Origin of the sequence: Mesomycoplasma flocculare ATCC 27399 (genome assembly GCF_000815065.1) — a bacterium.
Lineage (GTDB): Bacteria > Bacillota_I > Bacilli_A > Mycoplasmatales > Metamycoplasmataceae > Mesomycoplasma > Mesomycoplasma flocculare.
Map to the genome: position 1 here is coordinate 465,310 of NZ_CP007585.1, position 18,992 is coordinate 484,301.

Annotated in this window: 13 protein-coding genes and 5 tRNA genes; 14 read left to right on the forward strand and 4 right to left on the reverse strand. The window is 28.3% G+C overall.

Features of this window, described 5'->3' with window-relative positions:
• Positions 1 to 72: 72 nt before the first annotated feature.
• Positions 73 to 1,026 (forward strand): nucleotidyltransferase, encoded by a 954-nt coding sequence (locus tag MYF_RS01780; protein WP_002557557.1) that lies wholly within the window; start codon positions 73 to 75, stop codon positions 1,024 to 1,026.
• On the opposite strand, the gene MYF_RS01785 is transcribed toward MYF_RS01780, so the two are convergent.
• Positions 1,023 to 3,638, reverse strand: a complete 2,616-nt coding sequence (locus MYF_RS01785; protein ID WP_002557558.1) for a cation-translocating P-type ATPase — start codon at positions 3,636 to 3,638, stop codon at positions 1,023 to 1,025. The genes MYF_RS01780 and MYF_RS01785 overlap by 4 nt on opposite strands.
• An 82-nt stretch (positions 3,639 to 3,720) precedes the next feature.
• Between MYF_RS01785 and smpB the strand changes: the two genes are divergently transcribed.
• Together smpB and MYF_RS01795 are read left to right on the forward strand one after the other, a co-directional pair.
• Positions 3,721 to 4,158 (forward strand): SsrA-binding protein SmpB, encoded by a 438-nt coding sequence (gene smpB / locus MYF_RS01790; RefSeq protein ID WP_002557559.1) that lies wholly within the window; start codon positions 3,721 to 3,723, stop codon positions 4,156 to 4,158.
• 272 nt (positions 4,159 to 4,430) lie between these two features.
• A complete protein-coding gene (locus MYF_RS01795; protein WP_323749062.1) occupies positions 4,431 to 4,784 on the forward strand; it encodes a thermonuclease family protein in 354 nt (117 codons plus the stop codon).
• 445 nt (positions 4,785 to 5,229) lie between these two features.
• Here the strand turns inward: MYF_RS01795 and MYF_RS01800 are convergent, their stop codons facing one another.
• Both MYF_RS01800 and MYF_RS01805 read right to left on the reverse strand, forming a co-directional pair.
• Positions 5,230 to 8,289, reverse strand: coding sequence for a P110/LppT family adhesin N-terminal domain (locus MYF_RS01800; RefSeq protein WP_002557561.1), 3,060 nt, complete (start codon positions 8,287 to 8,289; stop codon positions 5,230 to 5,232).
• 67 nt (positions 8,290 to 8,356) lie between these two features.
• The gene (locus MYF_RS01805) at positions 8,357 to 11,413 is read right to left on the reverse strand and encodes a P97 family adhesin (protein ID WP_002557562.1); all 3,057 of its coding nucleotides are present in this window, start codon (positions 11,411 to 11,413) and stop codon (positions 8,357 to 8,359) included.
• A 474-nt stretch (positions 11,414 to 11,887) separates the two neighbouring features.
• Here MYF_RS01805 and MYF_RS01810 point away from each other — a divergent pair, with 474 nt between their 5' ends.
• The 11 genes from MYF_RS01810 to MYF_RS01860 all read left to right on the forward strand — a co-directional run bounded on the left by MYF_RS01810 (position 11,888) and on the right by MYF_RS01860 (position 18,089).
• Complete coding sequence (locus tag MYF_RS01810; RefSeq protein ID WP_002557563.1) at positions 11,888 to 12,568, forward strand: tRNA ligase subunit PheS family protein; 681 nt, start codon at positions 11,888 to 11,890, stop codon at positions 12,566 to 12,568.
• A 6-nt stretch (positions 12,569 to 12,574) separates the two neighbouring features.
• The gene (locus MYF_RS01815; protein ID WP_002557564.1) at positions 12,575 to 14,734 is read left to right on the forward strand and encodes a phenylalanine--tRNA ligase subunit beta; all 2,160 of its coding nucleotides are present in this window, start codon (positions 12,575 to 12,577) and stop codon (positions 14,732 to 14,734) included.
• A 57-nt stretch (positions 14,735 to 14,791) separates the two neighbouring features.
• Positions 14,792 to 14,989 carry a 50S ribosomal protein L32 gene (rpmF, locus tag MYF_RS01820; RefSeq protein ID WP_002557565.1) on the forward strand — a complete coding sequence of 66 codons (198 nt, stop codon included), beginning with the start codon at positions 14,792 to 14,794 and terminating at the stop codon, positions 14,987 to 14,989.
• 102 nt (positions 14,990 to 15,091) lie between these two features.
• Positions 15,092 to 15,166 (forward strand) — tRNA-Asn (locus MYF_RS01825).
• A gap of 3 nt (positions 15,167 to 15,169) precedes the next feature.
• A tRNA-Glu gene (locus MYF_RS01830) sits at positions 15,170 to 15,245 on the forward strand.
• A 14-nt stretch (positions 15,246 to 15,259) separates the two neighbouring features.
• Positions 15,260 to 15,335 (forward strand) — tRNA-Val (locus MYF_RS01835).
• Positions 15,336 to 15,339: 4 nt separating this feature from the next.
• Positions 15,340 to 15,416, forward strand: a tRNA-Thr gene (locus MYF_RS01840).
• A gap of 33 nt (positions 15,417 to 15,449) precedes the next feature.
• Positions 15,450 to 15,533 (forward strand) — tRNA-Leu (locus MYF_RS01845).
• Between the two features lie 52 nt (positions 15,534 to 15,585).
• Positions 15,586 to 16,428, forward strand: a complete 843-nt coding sequence (gene truB / locus MYF_RS01850) for a tRNA pseudouridine(55) synthase TruB (RefSeq protein ID WP_002557566.1) — start codon at positions 15,586 to 15,588, stop codon at positions 16,426 to 16,428.
• Between the two features lie 13 nt (positions 16,429 to 16,441).
• Positions 16,442 to 17,251 (forward strand): YcsE-related riboflavin metabolism phosphatase, encoded by an 810-nt coding sequence (locus tag MYF_RS01855; RefSeq protein WP_002557567.1) that lies wholly within the window; start codon positions 16,442 to 16,444, stop codon positions 17,249 to 17,251.
• Between the two features lies 1 nt (position 17,252).
• A complete protein-coding gene (locus MYF_RS01860; protein WP_039387619.1) occupies positions 17,253 to 18,089 on the forward strand; it encodes an FAD synthase in 837 nt (278 codons plus the stop codon).
• Here MYF_RS01860 and MYF_RS01865 read toward each other — a convergent pair.
• A complete protein-coding gene (locus MYF_RS01865) occupies positions 18,086 to 18,901 on the reverse strand; it encodes a MurR/RpiR family transcriptional regulator (protein WP_002557569.1) in 816 nt (271 codons plus the stop codon). The genes MYF_RS01860 and MYF_RS01865 overlap by 4 nt on opposite strands.
• Positions 18,902 to 18,992: the final 91 nt, after the last annotated feature.

The window sequence follows — 18,992 nt, forward strand, 5'->3', positions numbered from 1 at the left end:
TCAGATTATATCTTTAAAAAAATTTTGATTATAAATTTATAAATAAATTACTATAAATAAAGGTTTTTAAACATGGCAATTGCTATCATTGCAGAATATAATCCGTTTCATAACGGTCATATCTATCAACTTGAATATACAAAAAAAAATTTCCCCGAAGATAAAATTTATGTTATTTTAAGTGGAAATTTTACTCAAAGAGGAGAAATCAGCCTTGCTGATTTTGAAACAAAAAGCAAAATCGCTCTTAAATATGGGGCTGATTTTATAATTAGGCTTCCATTTAAATTCGCAACTCAGGCAGCGCATATATTTGCAAAAGGCGCTTTAAAAATAATTAACGAGCATAAAATTAATAAAATTATCTTTGGTTCTGAGTCAAATGATGTGGAAAATTTGTATAACCTTGCAAAATTATGAAATGATAATCAGGCTTCATACAACGCTTCTTTAAAATATGCACTTAAATTGGGTTATTCTTTTCCAAAGGCTTCAGCATTTGCGTTAGAAGAAATTACTGGACAAAAAATTGTTCTTCCAAATGACATTCTCGGTTTTGAATATATTAAGCAAATAGTTGCAAATAATTATCCAATTAAGGCATATACTTTGAAAAGAAAAGAAGAATATAGCGAAAAAAATCCTAATTCAAAAGTTGTTTCGGCAACTTATTTACGGCAACTTATTAGTGAGAATAAATCAATTTCTCAATTTTCGCCAATGAAATTTCAACAACCGGTCTGTTCGCTAGCATATTTATACCCTGAATTTCAAAAGATTGTAAGAGAAACTCCCGCAGAAATTCTTGCAAAAACCTGATTAATTAGCGAAGGGATTGAAAATTTATTCAAAAAACATATCGACCAACCCAATTTAGAAAAGTTTTTAAGCGCTGTAAATTCGAAGCGATATACAAATTCGCGAATTAAAAGAGCTATTTTATATATATTATTTAAAATTGAGGACCCAGCTAAATTCGATGAAACTAAAGTTAAACTTGAGTGTTGAAAAAATCAAGAGTATTAGTGCTTTTTTCGTGAATTAGCAAAAATTTTTCAAATTTGGTCAATAAAAATCGGCCCTAAAACTAGCAAAAACAAAATATAATAATTGCTATTTTCTAAAATTAACAAATATGAGGATAGAAAATCTTTTGGTGAAAAAATAACATTAATTCCCGGAACAAGCGAAACAAACAACACTGAAAAAAAACTAGCAAGAAAACCGATGTGTAAAAATTTTAAATCCACTAATTTATAACGAAAAAGCAAATCATTGGTTGTTAAAATATAAGAAAGACTGGCAAGACTAAGACTAATAATTAAAAATGAAATTGTTGATGACGTTGATAGTCAAAAGCTAAAAAGTGCTAAAAAAGTATTAAGAATTGCTCAAAAAACAATCTTTACTACTATTTTTTTTGAAAACAATTGCTGATTTTCTTGCAAAAAATCTTCATTCATTACGTTTTTTTTGATATTTGTAAGACCTAATGCGATTCCACCAAAAGTTTCTGAGACAACGTTTATTCAAAGAATTTGTAGACTAGAAAAAATTTGTTCTTTAAAAATCAAAGTGGCAAAAATTACTGAAAAAAGCATCGAAAAATTAGCCGCTAATAAAAAAACAAAAAGCTGTTTAATATTAGTAACAATATTTCTCCCAGTTTTAATTGCTGAATAAAGACTTTGAAAATTATCATCAACAAGAACAACGTTTGCAACCTGTTTTGAAACTTGCGAACCAGTTATTCCCATGGCAAAACCAACATCCGCTTTTTTTAGTGAAGGGGCATCGTTTACTCCATCGCCTAACATCGCTACAACATGTTTTTTAGCTTGTAAAGCATTTACAATTTCCAATTTATCTTCAGGTTGAGAGCGTGTATAAAGGTGGAATTTTTCGATATTCTCCTTTCAAAAATCATCTTTTCTTCAATCAACACGATCAATAAAAAGGGAATTTTTCTTTAAAATTCCCACACTATTTGCGACGGCTTTTCCTGTTGAAAAACTATCGCCTGTTATCATTATTGTCTGGATTTTAGCTCTAAAAAGCGATTCTACTATTGGTCTTATTTCTTTCCGCGGTGGGTCTTGGAAAGCAACAAGGCCTGAAATGCTAATATTTTCAAGGTATTTTTCAAGATTTTTATCTAAATTTTCAGTGCCTTGAATTTCAGAAAAACCAAAAGCGAAAATTCGATAACCGAATTTCTGTAAGACATTTAATTTTTCCTTTAAATTTTTGTCAATGTTTTTTGCTTTTTGAAAAATAATTTCTGGTGCGCCTTTGATAAATAGAATCTTTTTATTTTCAATTTGATAAAAAGTTGCCGAAAATTTTAACTTCGAACTAAAAGGAATTTTATCTATGAATTTATAGGTTTTTTCTAAATTATGCTTTTCAATTTTATAGTTTTTTGCTTTTTTTAAAATTAATACTTCTTCAGGATCGCCAAAAAATTTTTCAGTTTCAGAATCTAGAAAACTATAAGCACTCGTATTCAAAACTGCTTGATTTCAAAAATCTTCTTCCTTGGTTTGATGATAAAAAACATCAACTATTTTCATTTTGTTTTCGGTGATTGTGCCAGTTTTATCCGAACAGATAATCGAAACTGCACCAAGTGTTTCAATCGTTTTTAAATCTTTTACTATCGCATTATTTTTTGCTAGTTTTTTTACCCCAATAATTAAATTTATAGTTACAAGCGGCACAAGACCCTCAGGCACAAACCCAATTGCAAGTGAAAGCGCAATCACAATCGCTTCTTTAAAATGTGAAAAATCCCCAGACGCAACCAAATAAATATAAATAAAAAAGAAAGCAATTGCCAAGAAGGCGGCAATAAAAGTAATAATTTTTGAAAATTTGGCAATTTTTTTCTGCAAAGGCGATTCTAATTCTTCTGTTTTTGAGACAAGTAATGCAATTTTTCCTAATTTTGTTCTTTGGCCAACAGAAGATACTAAAATTTTTGCGCTGCCGCTAAGGACGCTTGAGCCGCTAAAAACCTGAGATGCTTCATTATCCCAGCTTTGAGTTTTTTCTTTATAAACAGAAATTGACTCCCCAGTTAGAATTGCCTCAGATACAGAAAAATCCTTCATTTCAATTACATAACCATCACCACTAATTAAATCCCCAGCGCTAACTTCGAGAATATCCCCTACTAAAATATCTCTAGAATCCAAGCTTATTTTTTGTCCATTACGAATTATTGTTGAAACTGGAGCATTAAGATTAGAAATTGCTTCAATTGCTTTTTTTGATTTTTCCTCTTGGACTAGCGAAAAAAATACATTAATTGCAATAATAACCGCAACAACTACTGGCTCAAGATAAGAAATTATTTTCGACCAAAAAGGTTGATTATCATCAAAAATAATTGTAATTATAACTGAAATAATAATTACAAAAATTAAAACTAAAGTAAGCGGCTCTTTTAATTGCTTCAAAATACGAAAAAATAAGCCTTTTTCAATCGATTTTGCTAATTTGTTTTCGCCGAAATTAGCAAGGGAAAGTGCAATTTGTTGCTGATTTAATCCTTTTTCCTTATTAACTTGCGCTAAAAAGGGAAGTAGTTCCAAATTTTTTGCCTGATTTTCTTCATTTATTATTTTTTTTGCCATTTTTAGGACCTTTGTATATAAAATTAAGTGTAGAAATTAATCTAAAATAATTTATAATTATAATGTTATTTTAGATTGTAAAATGAAAATTTTAATAGAAAACAAAAAAGCGTATTTTAATTATGAAATTATTGAAAAATTTACGGCCGGAATTGCGCTTCTTGGATGAGAAGTTAAGTCAATTCAAGCTAAAAACATCTCGTTTGTTAATGCTTTTTGCTATTTTAAAGACTCTGAACTTTTTCTTGGAAATGCAAAAATTAGCGGATATAAAGGTTCTCGGGGCCAAACTGATCGAAGTCGTAAACTTTTATTACATAAGCACGAACTAAAAAAAATTTTTAAAGAAAAGCTAACAAAAAAACTAACAATTATCCCGCTTTTTTTCGGGCAAAAAAACAGAAAAATTAAAGTTGAAATTGCTCTTGTCAAAGGTAAGACAAAAATTGACAAGCGCAATCTAATAAAAGAACGCCAACTAAAAAAGGAGGCATCAAAATTCTTAAAAAATTATTATTAATTTTCAATTTTATTCCAGCACTTTTAATTACTAGCTGTTATGAATATTTTTCCTATATTATTAGTGAAAAAAATAACCTAAATGAAGGTATTAGTCCACTTAAAAATTTTCCAGTTTTTGAAAAAAACTCGTTAATAAAAAAAGGGCTAAAATACACAACTTTCATAAAAGATGTCTACGACGGCGATACTTTTACTGATAAAAACAACAGGCACTTTCGACTATTCGGGATTGACACACCAGAATTACAACTTCACCGACCCAATCCAAAAATTAATCCAAAATTAATGAAATTTCATGGTTTGCGCGCAAAAAAAATTCTTCAGGATTTCATTTGAAATCGGTGAATTTCATTTGAAATCGTCAATATTGACAATTATAATCGCATTGTTGTAATTATTGAAAATGAAAGTGGCGAAAATTTAAACCTTAAAATGGTTGAAAGAGGTTTTGCAATTAATCGTTATAGTCAATACGAAAATCCGAAAAAAAACTACTATTATCCTGAACACAAAAATTTAATTGACAGACTAAGAAATGCGCAAGAAAAAGCAAAAAAGGCAAATTTATTACTTTGAAACGACGGAATTTTGCCTATTTATGGCATAAATTCTTACACAAAATAAGCAATACATTCAAAATTGAACTACAATGTTACTGTTAAATTCTTTTGCCTTATAATATTGTAATATTTTAGAAAATACTGTAAATTTAAAATTTTTTAAAACAACATAGCGTTTTTGTAGATTCCCTGGTTTGCTTTTTTCTAATCAAAATTAAATGCTAGACAAAAAACACTATAAAAATAAGCATTTTTAGCTAGAGCCTAAATTCTATAAAAAGTGATTTTATATATTATATATTTTATTAGAAATTTCGATTGCATAATTGGAATTAATAAGATCGGTTTTATTGTTTGTTCTCTTAATTAAAAGATTTTTAGTTTTTTGGCATAACCTGTATAACTATAGTTATTCGCCACTTTCAAAGTATAAAAAAAACACAAGGATTAGCGTATACCTTCCTTATTGGCCTATTTTTTTAGATTTAACCTAAGGAATAAATTGATTTTTAGTTTAAATAAGCCTTAATAAAAGCGTTTCTTATCTCGCTTCGCGCCCAACGCCCAGATTCGGTTGTTAACTGAGGGTCATTATAAACTGCAAGACCTTTTAAAACTAGTGTACTTTTTTGTTCGTTGCCATTTTGATTTTGGGTATTTGTATCGTTTTGACCAGATGTTTTCTCAGGATTTGGACCAATTTGTGATCAGTCAAGATTTAAATAATTAGGAAAAGGTTCTCATTTTCGGATTACAGGGTTAATATTATAGATTGTTTTTGCATTTAAACTTACAGATGAAGGCGAATTTAAATGACTATTCGCTGATGAAAATGCGTTAATTTCAAATGACCAAGGAGTTTTGATAATTTCAAAGACAATATTTTGGTCCTGATCAATTATTGGATTTATTTTTTCTATAAAAAAAGTGTTAGAATTTTTGAGTTCTTGTCGATAAAACCGATTTTCAGCAGCACGATTAGCAAGCTCAATTATTGGATAATATTCTTTCAGGGGCGGAAACCCTTCTGAATTCTGGTTTATATCAGCGACAAAATTTTTTCGAGGAATTCATGAACTAGGACCAAGAACAACCGCTTGCTTGTCAATTAACTGTGGCGTAAATAAACTTGACTGAGAATACAGACTTTTCTTATTTTGGTAAAAATAATATTGAAGCGATTTGTAATTTTTTACTTGTTTAAAATCAAGACCAACCACATAAGCATCTAATAATTTTTCCTGTTGAATTTCCTTGCTTTTTTTGTCTGGATTATTAGATGAGATAATCGACACTACTTTGGTTGCGTTATTATCTTTTTTCTTCTGGGCAGCTACCCCTTCAAAAGTGTTTGCTTTATTTATTAATTTTGTTTTTTTTATCTTTTGAATAAAAAGTCCATTTCCATCGGAATCAGCTAGCAGGTAATGTTTTTTATAATCATTAACATTTGTAAGTCTAAAGGCATAATAAATTAGCCCTGAATCAAGGCGAGAAAATGGAGCGGATTTAAATTTTTGTTGTCCTGTTGTTGACGGGTTTTTTTGTAAAGTTATTGTATTTTGCGAAAATTTAATTGGAGATTGGAGTTCAATACCTTCTTGGGTCACTGTATTTCTTTGCGTATCAATTGTCTGAAATTTAAGATTATTATCAGATAAATCTTTAATTTCATACCTTGTTTTATTAGTTTGTTTTAAAAAACTGGCTTTGCCATCAAGAAAAAAAGTCGGATAAAATTTTGCTGCAACATCAAAACTACTGTGAGCAGAATTGACAACACCAGAAATTCTTATTTTTGTGGATGCTAGTTTTGTATTATTTTTATTTGAAATTAAACTAAATTCTAGAATAAATTCATCATTTTTGTTCTGAAGAATTAAATCTGATCTAATATCATAGGAAGTTAAATTACGCTGTAAATTAAGGGCTTTTCAAATGATTTTGCCTAGAGCTTTGCCATTTTTGCTTTCATTTTGTGATTGTTCCTCGGCAAATGTTTGTGCTTTTGTTATTTGGGTTTTGAGGTTTTTAGCGATTTGTATAAGTTCGTTTTTATACGCTGTTTCTTCAATTTCGGTTGCCTTTCTGCCAAAATCAAGCAAATAAAGTTGACCAACAAGTTTTGGCTCCGGAACTTCAGGATTTAATTCTTTGGCAAATTCCTTAACATTATTAATTATTTCGACAAGTTTTTTTGAACTAATTGCATTTCAATTATCGGCTTTTGTAATTGAAAAAACCTCAGTTTTTGCCTCGGGCAAGGTTTTCGCAAATATTCGTGAAAATCGATTTAAATCTGGCATTAGATCCCAATCAAATTTAAAATTTAAAATTTTAATTATTTTTTTGTTAAAGTTTTTTGTAACATTAACTATTAAATCAAGCCTAACTTTTGAATCTTTTAGCAAATTAACACGATCTTGATCGTTTATTTCTTCATTTTTTTTTATTTTAAAATTAAGATTTATGATATAGTTGTCGAACTTAGTCGTATTAAGAATATATTCACGTTGAACATAATCAAATAAATTTTCAAAATTCTGAGAAGTTGAGATTGAATCTTTTATACTTTTACTTTGTTCAGAATAAAAGGCTGTTGCCAATGACAAATCCTGATTGAGTAGCTTTGTTTGGATATCAGATTTAGGTTTAATTTTGTCCTCAAGCTGATTTTTTATTCAGTTTATTATTTCATTTTTAATTTCAAAATCAGATGTAACTCCTTTAATTTCTAACTGAATATTCGTTTTTCTACCTTCATTTTCAAATATAAAATTAAGATAATTGCGATTGTTATTACTAGAAAAATCCAAATTATCTCCAACAAGTTTAGGTTCCAAAATTTGACCTTCACGGACAAAAGATGGCAAGCCTAGCATGTTAACTAAATTATATGAACCTCCAAGTTCAGTAAGCGCTTTTTCAAAAGCGCAAAATGATTGTTTCTCTAATTTTTTCGCTTCATTAAATTTAAATTGTAAACTCTGACTAAATTCAACAAAACTTAAAACGCTCTTGTTTGGAATAACAATCGATGATTTTGTCTCGTCGATTTCAAACTCAGAAAGATTTTTATTCTCTGGTTGTTCAGAAAAACCTTTAATTTCAACGGCTTTTGAAAAAATTTGCCTTTGACCCTCAATTTTTATAAAAAGAACAAGTCCTTTAATTGAACTTCCGCTAGCTTTGGCGTTAGTTAAATCATAACTTATTTGGTATTTTTTATGATATAATTTGGTAAAATCAACCAGGGACAAAAGATCAAAATTATAAATTTTACTTTTTGCTAACTCTAAAGCAGTACTAGCAGATAATTCCTTAAAATTTTCTCTAACAACCAAATTATCAAAAAATTCGGCCAGGTTATTTGTGAAAGGGTTTTCACCCTGACTGATGCTTAATGTTTCGGGCTTTTCGTTTAATTTTTTAAAATATGAACGATTATATGATCAAACGCCTAAAGGAATAGCCGTTGCAAGAGTTGCGCTAAAGCTTAAAAACGAGATAGCAACAATAATTTTTGTTGTTTTATTTGAAAAAAAGTTTAAATTTTTTATTTTTTTCACTTTTTGTCTCCTTTTTTATCTTTTTACTTACTTTATTTGTGCTCTTCACAATTATAACCTTCAGTTTTTATGATTTTTTTGTTACGGTTATTTTTAACTTTCGTTTTGCTAGAAAGGTATTTTGTTGACTTTGCTTATTTTTGGTTTCTGTCTTAGCCTGGTTTGAAATTTCGGAAGATTCTTTTGGTTTGCTGAATGAAAAGTTTATGAAAAAAGTTAATTTATTAGTAATTAATGAATTCTCAAAACTTGGCTCGAAAAAAAATTTATAGTCACTATCTTTAAATTCAGTTTTAAAATATTCTCTAATTTTGGCAATGTTTTCAGAATTCTCCTTAAAATATGAACTCGCGTTCTCGTTTTGCCATACTTCTGAGTTTGCTAATGGGGTTTTATTTTCTAATTTGTTTTTAATCTCAGTATAATCTTGGTCACTAACTTGAAAATTTAATAATTCTGGAGGAATATTTTCAATGATTTTATCTAATTTTGTTTGTAAACTAGCATATTGATCGCTTAGCTTATTTGAAAAATTTATTAAAATTTTTTGTACCGGACTTTGTAAGAAAAAATTTTTCGTACTAGAATCGCCAATAATATAATAAAAATTCAAAGTTAAATATTCTGAACTTACCTCGCTCTTCTGGTTTTGGCTTTCGCTCTGATTTACTGTACTCAAATTTGCGTCATTACTTTGTTGCAATTCAGATTTGTTTTTTTGTTGATTTATTTTTTTTGTTTCTAAATCTAAACGCGTTTTAGAAATTTCTGTACCTTTTCTAAATACGATTTGATAGTCTAAATTAGAATCTAATTTTGTTCAGGCTAAAAAGTTATCAAGTTGAGCTGCTTTAAAATAAAATGCTAATAGAACGTCTGCTAATGTACTAAAATTAGAACTAGATTTAATGCTATTTTCAATTTGCTGTTTAGTAAAATTTTGTTTAGTTTGTGAAAAAATTTGTTCATCTTTCAGAATGTTAATTACGCTATAAATTGTCTTATCATTAAGATTAGTAAACTTTTCTTTTATTGATTTAGGTAAAAAAAGGGTTGAAAAAAAACCTTGATTAAAAATATCAGAAAAGTGATTATTAAAACTTAAAACGTTTATTTTTTTATTGTCAAGATTAATTTTGTCTGCAATTTCAAAAATATTTTTACTATCATTTTTGTTAAAAATTTGCAAGGATTCACGATTTTGATTCAAAAGGCCAAAAGCTTTTGCGATTTGAAAAAAAGCATTGGCAATTTCATTTGGTTTTTTTTGAATTAATTCAGCAAAAAATGTAGCTACATCAGATGGATTTTTAAAAAAACCTTGCGAAAATAAAGAACTTACTTCTAGTTTTTTATCTGGCTCTTTAGAATTTATATCAAGTGTTTGTTGACTTCTTGCAAACCTTGCAATTTGATCTAAATTAGGAAGAGAAATTTTTCCAGTCCAAGATCTTATTTTGGCTTCAAAATTTTCAAAATTGTAATTATATTCTAAGTTTAATTTTTTTTGCAAACTTTTATAATCTTGCTGCACTAATAAACTATCTATTTCCTGCTTTTTTAAAGGATTTTCTGCAACAATAAGTTGTCCAAATGTTGTAATAAATTCACTCTTGTTATTTGTTTCATCACCAAAAAACGGGTTTTGAGAGTAAATTAATGCTTTTTGTTTTCCTGGTATTGTTAAATTTGCAAAATTTGTTATTTGATCTTTTCCAGTTTTATTAAACTGCCCAAACCCGCTAATTTTCAGAATTAAATCTTTTTCATAAAGAATTTTTTGTGAATCTTTTTTAAACAAAGATTCATTTAACATAACTTTATAAGGTATTTCGATTATATAATTACCATTTTCATTTTTTAACCTAGCATTTTTTTGGTCAAATTCAAAACTAATTCCTGTTTGATTTTCGGGAATTAGTTTAGTAAAATTACCAAAATCTAAAGCTAAATCTTCGGTTAATAAAGAATTAATCAACTTTTTTAAGTAATCTGGGTTGCTTTGTCCGGGAAAAAATTCATATTTAATTTTTGTAAAAAAATCAAAAGGATTTTGGTCATTTATTATTAGTTTTTCATTTTTGTTATCATTGTTGAATTTTAATGATTTTAATTCGATTTTTTGAAAAAAATTTTCAACATTAAAAAATATCGATTTTTTCCTTTTAGTTTCAAGGTTAATCTCAAAAATTTTAGTTGAAAAAGACTGCCCAAAATTTGCTAATATTTTAGTTGCTGGAGCAGATAGTTTTGCCTCAAGAAAAACTGTGGCAATATCATTTTGAACACTTACAAAATTTTGATTTATTTTATTTCTTATAAACTGAAAATCAAAAATCGGATTATCTGTTTTTGGAATTTTATTATCGATTGATTTCCGAACTTGGTAAATTAAATTAGATAATTGCGGTAAGATTTCACTTATTTTTATTTCAGCTTCTTGCGGAGTTTGACTTATGTTAATTTTTTCGGCAAAATCAGCTGTTCTATACAAACTTTTTGGAAAACTCTGCTGTTTTTGATCTGAAAAATTTGAAATTAATGTGTCAAAATTTAGTGCGCCTTCATTAATGGTTTTTAAAATTTTTTGTAATGCAAAATTAAAATTAGCCTTTAAAAATTTATTTGATTCATAAAATGAAATCGACTGTAAAAGAAAATCTGAATAAGCAAATTGGTTATTTTTTAGCTTTTGTCTGACACGAAATTTAACTATAAAATTCTGGTTTAAATCGTTAAAACTTAAATCAACAAATTCAAATTCCGGAGCAAAAGAATTTGAATTTGTTGAAAATTGAACCAAATCATTGGAATTATTCTCTGTAAGATAAACTATAAGATATTCTTTAAGATCAATCTCTTTTTTGACTTTGTCTCCTAAAAATAATTTTTCTTTTATTTCAAAAAAGTTACTTTTTTCACTTATTTTCTCAGGGTTAAAACTAACAAAACTTACTTTTTTTGCTAATTGCATTACTTCGTAACGCGGATGTTTTCCATTATATTTAACTGTTAGGCTACTTCCAACGGAAATACTAAAAAAAGCAAGCCCAACAACAGTTGAAGCTAGAATCAAAATTGCTTTTTTGTTTTTCTTAAATCGAGAAATTCGACCAACTGGCATTTCCGCCTCCAAGCCCTAAAATTCTAAAAATATTTACTTAATTATATCATAAATTATAAAATTGTATTTGTAACCATAGCAACCATAGCCTAAAAAAATTAAAATTTAAAACAAAATAGCTATGTTGTTAATTTATAAAAAACAAAACTTCGTTTTAAAGTACAATTTCTAATAATAGCAAAGTAAATATGACTACTAAATAGAAGAGTTTTAATGTTGATTTATAGTTAAAAAACATTTATTTTAACTTAACGAATTTTTAAAAAAGAACTTTTTTATAGTTTTTTATACTCTAATAATTTGGGAGAGTATTTTCTAAAAATCTTTTAAATTTTGTGCTATAATTCTAAAATATATTTTTAAAACCCAAGCATAAAATAATAAATAATCTTTACTTTACAAACTTAAAAAATGCCTTTTTATACTTACAAATAATATATGCAAAAAGTTATTTAGAATAGAGATTCAAAAAATATGTCCGATTCCCGTAATTTAATTTCAAGTCTTACTAAACGAATTACAGATTTTTTAGCTATTTATGGCTTTAAATATATAAAGTCCAATGAATTAACTTCTTTTGAGCAAAATTTTGTCAAACTAAACATTAACTCCAAACATCCTGCCTTCGACCCGACGCAAAGCCTTGTTTTTGACGAAAACCAATTATTAGCAACCCATAAAACCGGAATTTCAATTGAAATTATTAGTCAATATCCTAACCAAGAATTAGCATTTTTTTCATATGGAAAAGTTTTTCGTAACGACGAAGAAGACTCAACTCATTCACATCAATTTAATCAATTAGATCTAGTTGCAACTGGAAAATATAGTGTTTCTCATCTTAAAAGTCTAATAAGCGATTTGCTTGAATACGTTTTCGAAGAAAAACTCAAAACACGCTTTCGTCCTTCATATTTTCCTTTTACTCAACCATCTTTTGAGGTCGATATTTTCTACCAAAATCGCTGAATTGAGATTTTAGGATGCGGACTTTTGCACCCAAAAGTTATGAAAAATTCTGGATTTAATTCAAAAAAAATCTATGGAATTGCGGCTGGAATCGGAATTGAACGGCTTGCAATGGTTAAACATGAAATTGGTGATATTCGCGAATTTTATAAAAATGATTTACGCTTTTTAAAGCAATTTAGGTAGGTTTAGATGCTTTTTTCGTTAAAACGATTGAAAAAAATAGCAAATTTAAATATTTTTAGCGACCAAGCCGTAATTGACGCCTTGATTAACCTTGGGTTTGAAGTTGATGGGATTTCAAAGTTAAACGAAATTTCTGGTATTAAATTTGGATTAATTTTGGATATAACAAAAAATCCTGATGCTGATAACCTTTCAATTTGTAAAGTCCAATTCGCTGATCAAATAAGACAGATTCAAACAGCCGCAAGAAATATTGCTAAAAATAAACAAGTTATTGCTTTTATTCCTGGATCAAAAAAAGGCAAAATTACCTTTCAAGCAAAAAAAATTCGTGGACATATTTCTGAAGGAATGCTTGCCTCATGTGCTGAATTAGGTTTTAATCAAGAACTACTAAACTCTGAATTAGCTAAAGGCGTTCTTGTTTTTGAGCCAATTTTTGACTTAAAATCAGACCCTCTTGAAATTTTAGAATTAAATGATTTAGTGCTTGATATAAAACTTTTGTGAAATCGGCCTGATGCAAATTCTTACTTGATTTTAGCGCTTGAATTATCTGTTTTTTTTAATACAAGTTTAGATTTTGACTTCATAAACTGAGAAATTAAAGGGAAAACTCAGACAAATTTGAAACTTTTAAATAAAACTGATAGTCAAATTTTTGCAATGGAAATTTCAAAAGCACCAAAATTAGCCCTAGTCGATATTTTTCTACTTTTAAAAGCAGAAATAAAACTCGCTGATTTAGCACAAAATTTTGCGCATTTTTTGCTAATTTACACTGGACAACCTTGCTATTTGCTCGAAACTGAAAATATAACAACAAAAATTGAACTAGTTTACCAAAATATCCAAGTTAATAATAAGAATGATTCAATTCTATGGTTTCAATTTCTTGCCAACGGAAAAACGGTATTAATTCCCGAAATTTTTGAACCTATTATTGAGGAAAACAAAAATTTTTTACTTATTTTGCCAAAATTTGATTTGCTCAAGGTAAAACAAATCAGCCAAAATTTAAAGAAAAACACTCCAAAACTACGACAGCTGGCGAAAAATTACGATTTAGGAACTACTTTTTTGTCCATTATTTTTCTAAATTTTTTTCTTGAAAAACAAGAAATTGATTTTTATTTGCCAATTAATTTTGATAAAAGCTCAAAATTAAGAAAAACAGAAATATCTTTGAATTCGCAAGAACTTGGTGATATTTTAGGCTTAGAACTAAGTAACGAAAATATTAAAAAAACACATTTGTTTCTTGAAAAAATAGGGTATAATTTTAAAGAATCAACTGTTTTGCCACCTTTTTATCGCGTAGACATCGAATTTTTCGCAGATTATGCGGCTGATTTTTTAAGATTTTATGGATTTGATAAACTAAGAGAAAAAAAACTACAAGCAAGCAAGACCAAAATTTCAGAAATTGATTTAAATCCAATAAAACTTGATACACTTGGATATTATGAAGCAAATTCTTTCCTTTTAATTGCAAAAGAGGAAAATTTTAATCCTCTTGAATTCAAAAGTCAAAATTTGGCAACATTTCCATCGCAGGAGCATAGAAAAATTCGTTATTCCTTAGCTTGACAATTAGCAAAAATAGTTGAATATAATAGAAAACGAAAAATAACGGATATTAATTTATATGAAAAAGGAACAGTTTCTGAGTGAAATCAAGCTTTTGCGCTTGCCTCGACAATTTATGATACTGAAAGTCTCAAAAAACATTTAAAAATTTTATATAACTATAATTTTGATTTTATTCTAGCAAATTGCGAATTCCTTGAACCAGGAAAATCACAATTTATCTATTTAGACAAAGTTTTAGTCGGATGAGTGGGGCAATTAAGTTCAAAATATAACTATAAAAATATAAATTTTCTGGAAATAATTGTTTCCAAACTGGACTCTTTTGCTGAAAACAAAAAAAATAAAGTCAAATTTAAACCATATGAAAACTCGCAGCTAAAATATCGGGATATCACTCTTTCACTAGAAATAAACGATATACCTGATTCTTATTTGAAAGTACTGGAAAAAATTCCTGAAATTTTTTCAATAAAATTAAAAGATTATATTATAATTGATGGTCGTCAGAAAATAACTTATAGAATTACTGGAACAGATCAAGTTTGTCAGACAATTGATAAATTCTATAATTAATTTTAGTTTTTTATTATGATGTTTAAAAACTAAAATTGCTTTTAACAAAGGAAAAAAATGGCAATAGTCCCAAAACGTAAAACTTCAAAACAGCGAAAACATAAACGACAAGCGCATTCTGCTTTGAAATCACCAAACTTAGTAAACTGTAAAAATTGTTCTAACAAACAATTACAGCATCATATTTGCCAATTTTGCGGTTTTTATAAAAATCGCAAAATTATTGGTTTCAAAGCAATAAATGATAATAAATAATTAAAAAATAATGTTTTTAATGTTATAATTATTTCTATTAGCAAAAACCAAAAATGTTAAGAAAATAAAAATTTGTGTTATAATTGTTCTTACTTTTGTTTTGCCGATTTAGCTCAGCGGTAGAGCAGCTGGCTGTTAACCAGTTGGTCGCAGGTTCGAGTCCCGCAATCGGCGCCATTAGGCCCGTTGGTGAAGCGGTTAACACACATGGTTTTCATCCATGGATTCACGGGTTCGATTCCCGTACGGGTCACCAAATCACAAATCATCGGAAGATTAGCTCAGTTGGGAGAGCAGCGCCCTTACAAGGCGAAGGTCAGGGGTTCAAGTCCCTTATCTTCCACCATTTCGCCACTTTAGCTCAGCAGGCCAGAGCAGTCGCCTTGTAAGCGAAAGGTCGTAGGTTCGATTCCTATAAGTGGCACCAATTTAAAATTAGTTTCTAAACTAAACATTTTTTGCGCAAGTGGTGAAATGGCAGACACGCTAGATTTAGGCTCTAGTGCCTTCGGGTGTAAGGGTTCAAGTCCCTTCTTGCGCACCACATTGACTAATCAACCTTGCGTTGATTTTTTTTTAAAGAAAAAACAAAAAAAATGATTACATTTTTATATAAACCCAAAAATATTACTTCGGCAAATTTTCTAAGAAAATGGGCAAAGAAAAATCAAGTTAAAAAAGTTGGACATTCAGGCACACTTGATCCGCTAGCCTCCGGACTTTTGTTAGTTGCAACTGATGATGATACAAAATTGCTACAATATTTAGATCAAAAAACTAAAACTTATTTAGCGAAAGTCCAATTTGGTTTTTGATCTACAAGCTTAGATGCTGAAGGAACAATTTTTCCCACTAAAAAGAAGATAGAAATTACAAAGGAAAAACTTATAAAAGCACTTGAAGAATTAGAAAAGCGCGAAAAACAAATTCCCCCGCTTTTTTCAAGTAAAAAAATTGCCGGAAAACGCGCCTATCACTATGCAAGGAGTGGGAAAGAAATAGAATTAGCCCCGATTGCTATTAAAATCAGCAAGACAGATTTACTAAATTTTGATTTTCAAGGGCAAAATGCTACTATAATATGGGAGGTTTCTCGGGGTTGTTATATTCGCGCCCTTGCTGATGATTTAGGCAAAATTTTAGGCACAAGAGCATATTTAAAAGAGCTTGAGCGAACAAAAATTGCTAATTTCGGCCTTGAGAATCAAAATTTTCTTTTTAAAGTTCAAGATTTAATCGAATTTCAACAGCTTATATTAGATCGTGAAAGTCTACATTTACTTTTTCAAGGTAAAAAAATTAATTATTTTGCCAAAGACAATGATTCTATTTTGCTAATATTTCAAGATGAGGTTGTTGGTTTTGGTAAAATAATTAATAATCAGTTAATTTCCAAGAAACTATTCGGGCAAAAAATCCAAAAATTAACTACCAATTAAAATAAGATTAAAAATGAAGAAATTTAAAATTTTTGCAACAGATATAGATGATACAATAATACCACATGGGGGTCAAAAAATTCCCGCGAAAATTAAATTATTATTTTCTAAATTAAAAGAGAAAAATATTATTACAACATTTGTAACAGGGAGGGATTTTGTTACAATTGGTAATTTAATAACAGTTAAAAATGTTGATTTTTTCATCGGTGCAAATGGGGCTTTTATCTATGATTTTCAAAAAAAAACAATGATTTACGAAAATACTATAAAAATAAGTGATTTTTTAAAAATAGTTGAATTTTTTGATGCAAATAAAGTATCTTATGCAATTATGGATAGAAAATGAATTTATACTTCAATTTATTATCCAAAAAGTCTTTCAAAATTTCTCAGAATTTATTCAGCGAAAATTAAACCGTTAAAAGAATGTGATTTTAAAGAAAAATTTCACATTTTTACAATATTTGACTATCAGGATAAAATATCGCAAATTCAAATCGATTTTCAAAATTTCATTATCGCTAGCAATTTAGAAGTATCAGTTAGTTCGCGCTGATCTTGAGGTTTTTTTGTTGTGGCTAAAAATGTTGATAAAATGGCTACTTTGGAAATTTTAGCAAAGATTTCTAATACCAAAATATCGGAAATTATTGCTTTTGGTGATTCACGAAACGATGTTGAAATGTTAAAAAATGTCGGCTATGGCGTTGCAGTAGCTAATGCTTTGCCGGAAGTTAAAGCTGTTGCTAATGATTTAGCTCCGGCGATGAAATCTTTTGGCGTTTATCTTAAAGCAAAACAGTTAAAAATAATTGACTAAAATGACAAAAATTTTCACTTATCCGGTTGTTAATTTTAATTTTAAAAAACCTGTTTTTGTCCTTGGCGGATTTGAATCTTTTCACCTAGGTCATCTAGAATTGTTAAAAACTGCTACAAAAATAGCCGATGAAGTTATTGTAATGTTAATTAAAGACCCTTCAAAGCTTCCGAAAAATAAGGGCAAAATTTTTTCTGATTTAGATGCAAGAATTCAGATGATGGCAAATTCTGGCGTGAAAAACATAATCCTTTTTGAATTTGACAATAAATTACAACAACTAACCGGGCAAGAGTTTACTGATATTTTTATCGAATATAAAGTTAATTTTTTTGTAGTTGGGAAAAACTTTGTTTTTGGAAAAAACGCTAGTTGAGGCGCAAAACAACTAAGCGAATTTTTTCCAAAAACAAAAATTATCGAGCATTTAAATTTTGAAAATAGCAAAATTTCAACTAAAAATTTGAAATTGTTTCTTGAATTCGGCGATTTTGAAAATTTAAATAAACTTTTACCAACTAATTTTTTAGTTAGCGTTGAATTTAATCAAAGCGGAAAATTTACTTGAAAAAAAGAACTAATTTGTCCGGCTGCCGGATTTTATCTTGCATATTTTGTAATAATTAAGGAAAATATTAAATTACCAGTAATTTTACAAATTGAATTTACGAGCGGGCAAGGCAAAATTCATTTTTTTCAAAAAAATGAAAATTTTTCAGGATTTTTAGAAATTATTCAACAAATTAGATATATATATTCAAATCAAAGTAATATTTTGCGAAAATCTGATATTAAAATCGCCAAAAATCTTTTTGCAAAGCTTTATCAAAAAGATTAATCATTTTTAATTTTTCGATACCAAATACGTTTAAATTCATTAAAAAAATCAGAACGGAAAATGTTAATTTTTCCTTGAACTTTTAATGCAATTAAATCAGCAATTAAAAGTTGAGCTATTTTTGAACCTACAGCAAAAAGACTATTATTTTGTTCTAAAATATCAAAATAGACAACTTCAGAATACAAATTTTGCCCTAATTCAATATTTGAAGTAATAAAAATGCTATTTATTTGTTGTTGCTTTAATAATTTTGAAATTGCGATAGTATCTTTTGAAGTTGTTGAAACTGAAAAAATAACCAAACAAGTATTAGCGGGCTTATCAATTCAAGCAGCAATATCAGTAATTGATTTTGCAGCAAAACTATTTAAATGCAAATTTCGCAAATTATTCGCAAGTTCAGTTGCTGCAATCAAGGACGAACCTATACCAAAAGTAATAATTTTCTCCATCTTTAATATTGTATCAACAATTCTATTTATTTGAGCAACATCTAGAATTGCAAGAGTTTTTTCAATACTATGGGCATAAAGGAGATTAATATTTTCGATCTGGTCGTTTTCGTTATATAAATTATTTTCTTTATCAAGTTTTAATCATTCAATAACAAATTTTTTTAATTCTTTAAAATTATTAAAGCCAAGTTTTTTTGTTAGTTGTGTAATTGTGCCAACGCTTATAAATAAAGTTGCTGCGAGTTCGTTAATTGTTTGTTCAACAAATTTCCGGGGTTTAGTTTCAATAAAGCGAATAATTAATTTTTCAATGTGTGTTAGCTTAAAATTTTTTGATATCGTTAGAACACTCATAATTTAGGTATTTTACACTATTTTTCAAATTTTTAAAAAAATTCTTTAAAAATTTAAAAAAAACCAAAAATTAAGATAAACCTAGTTTATA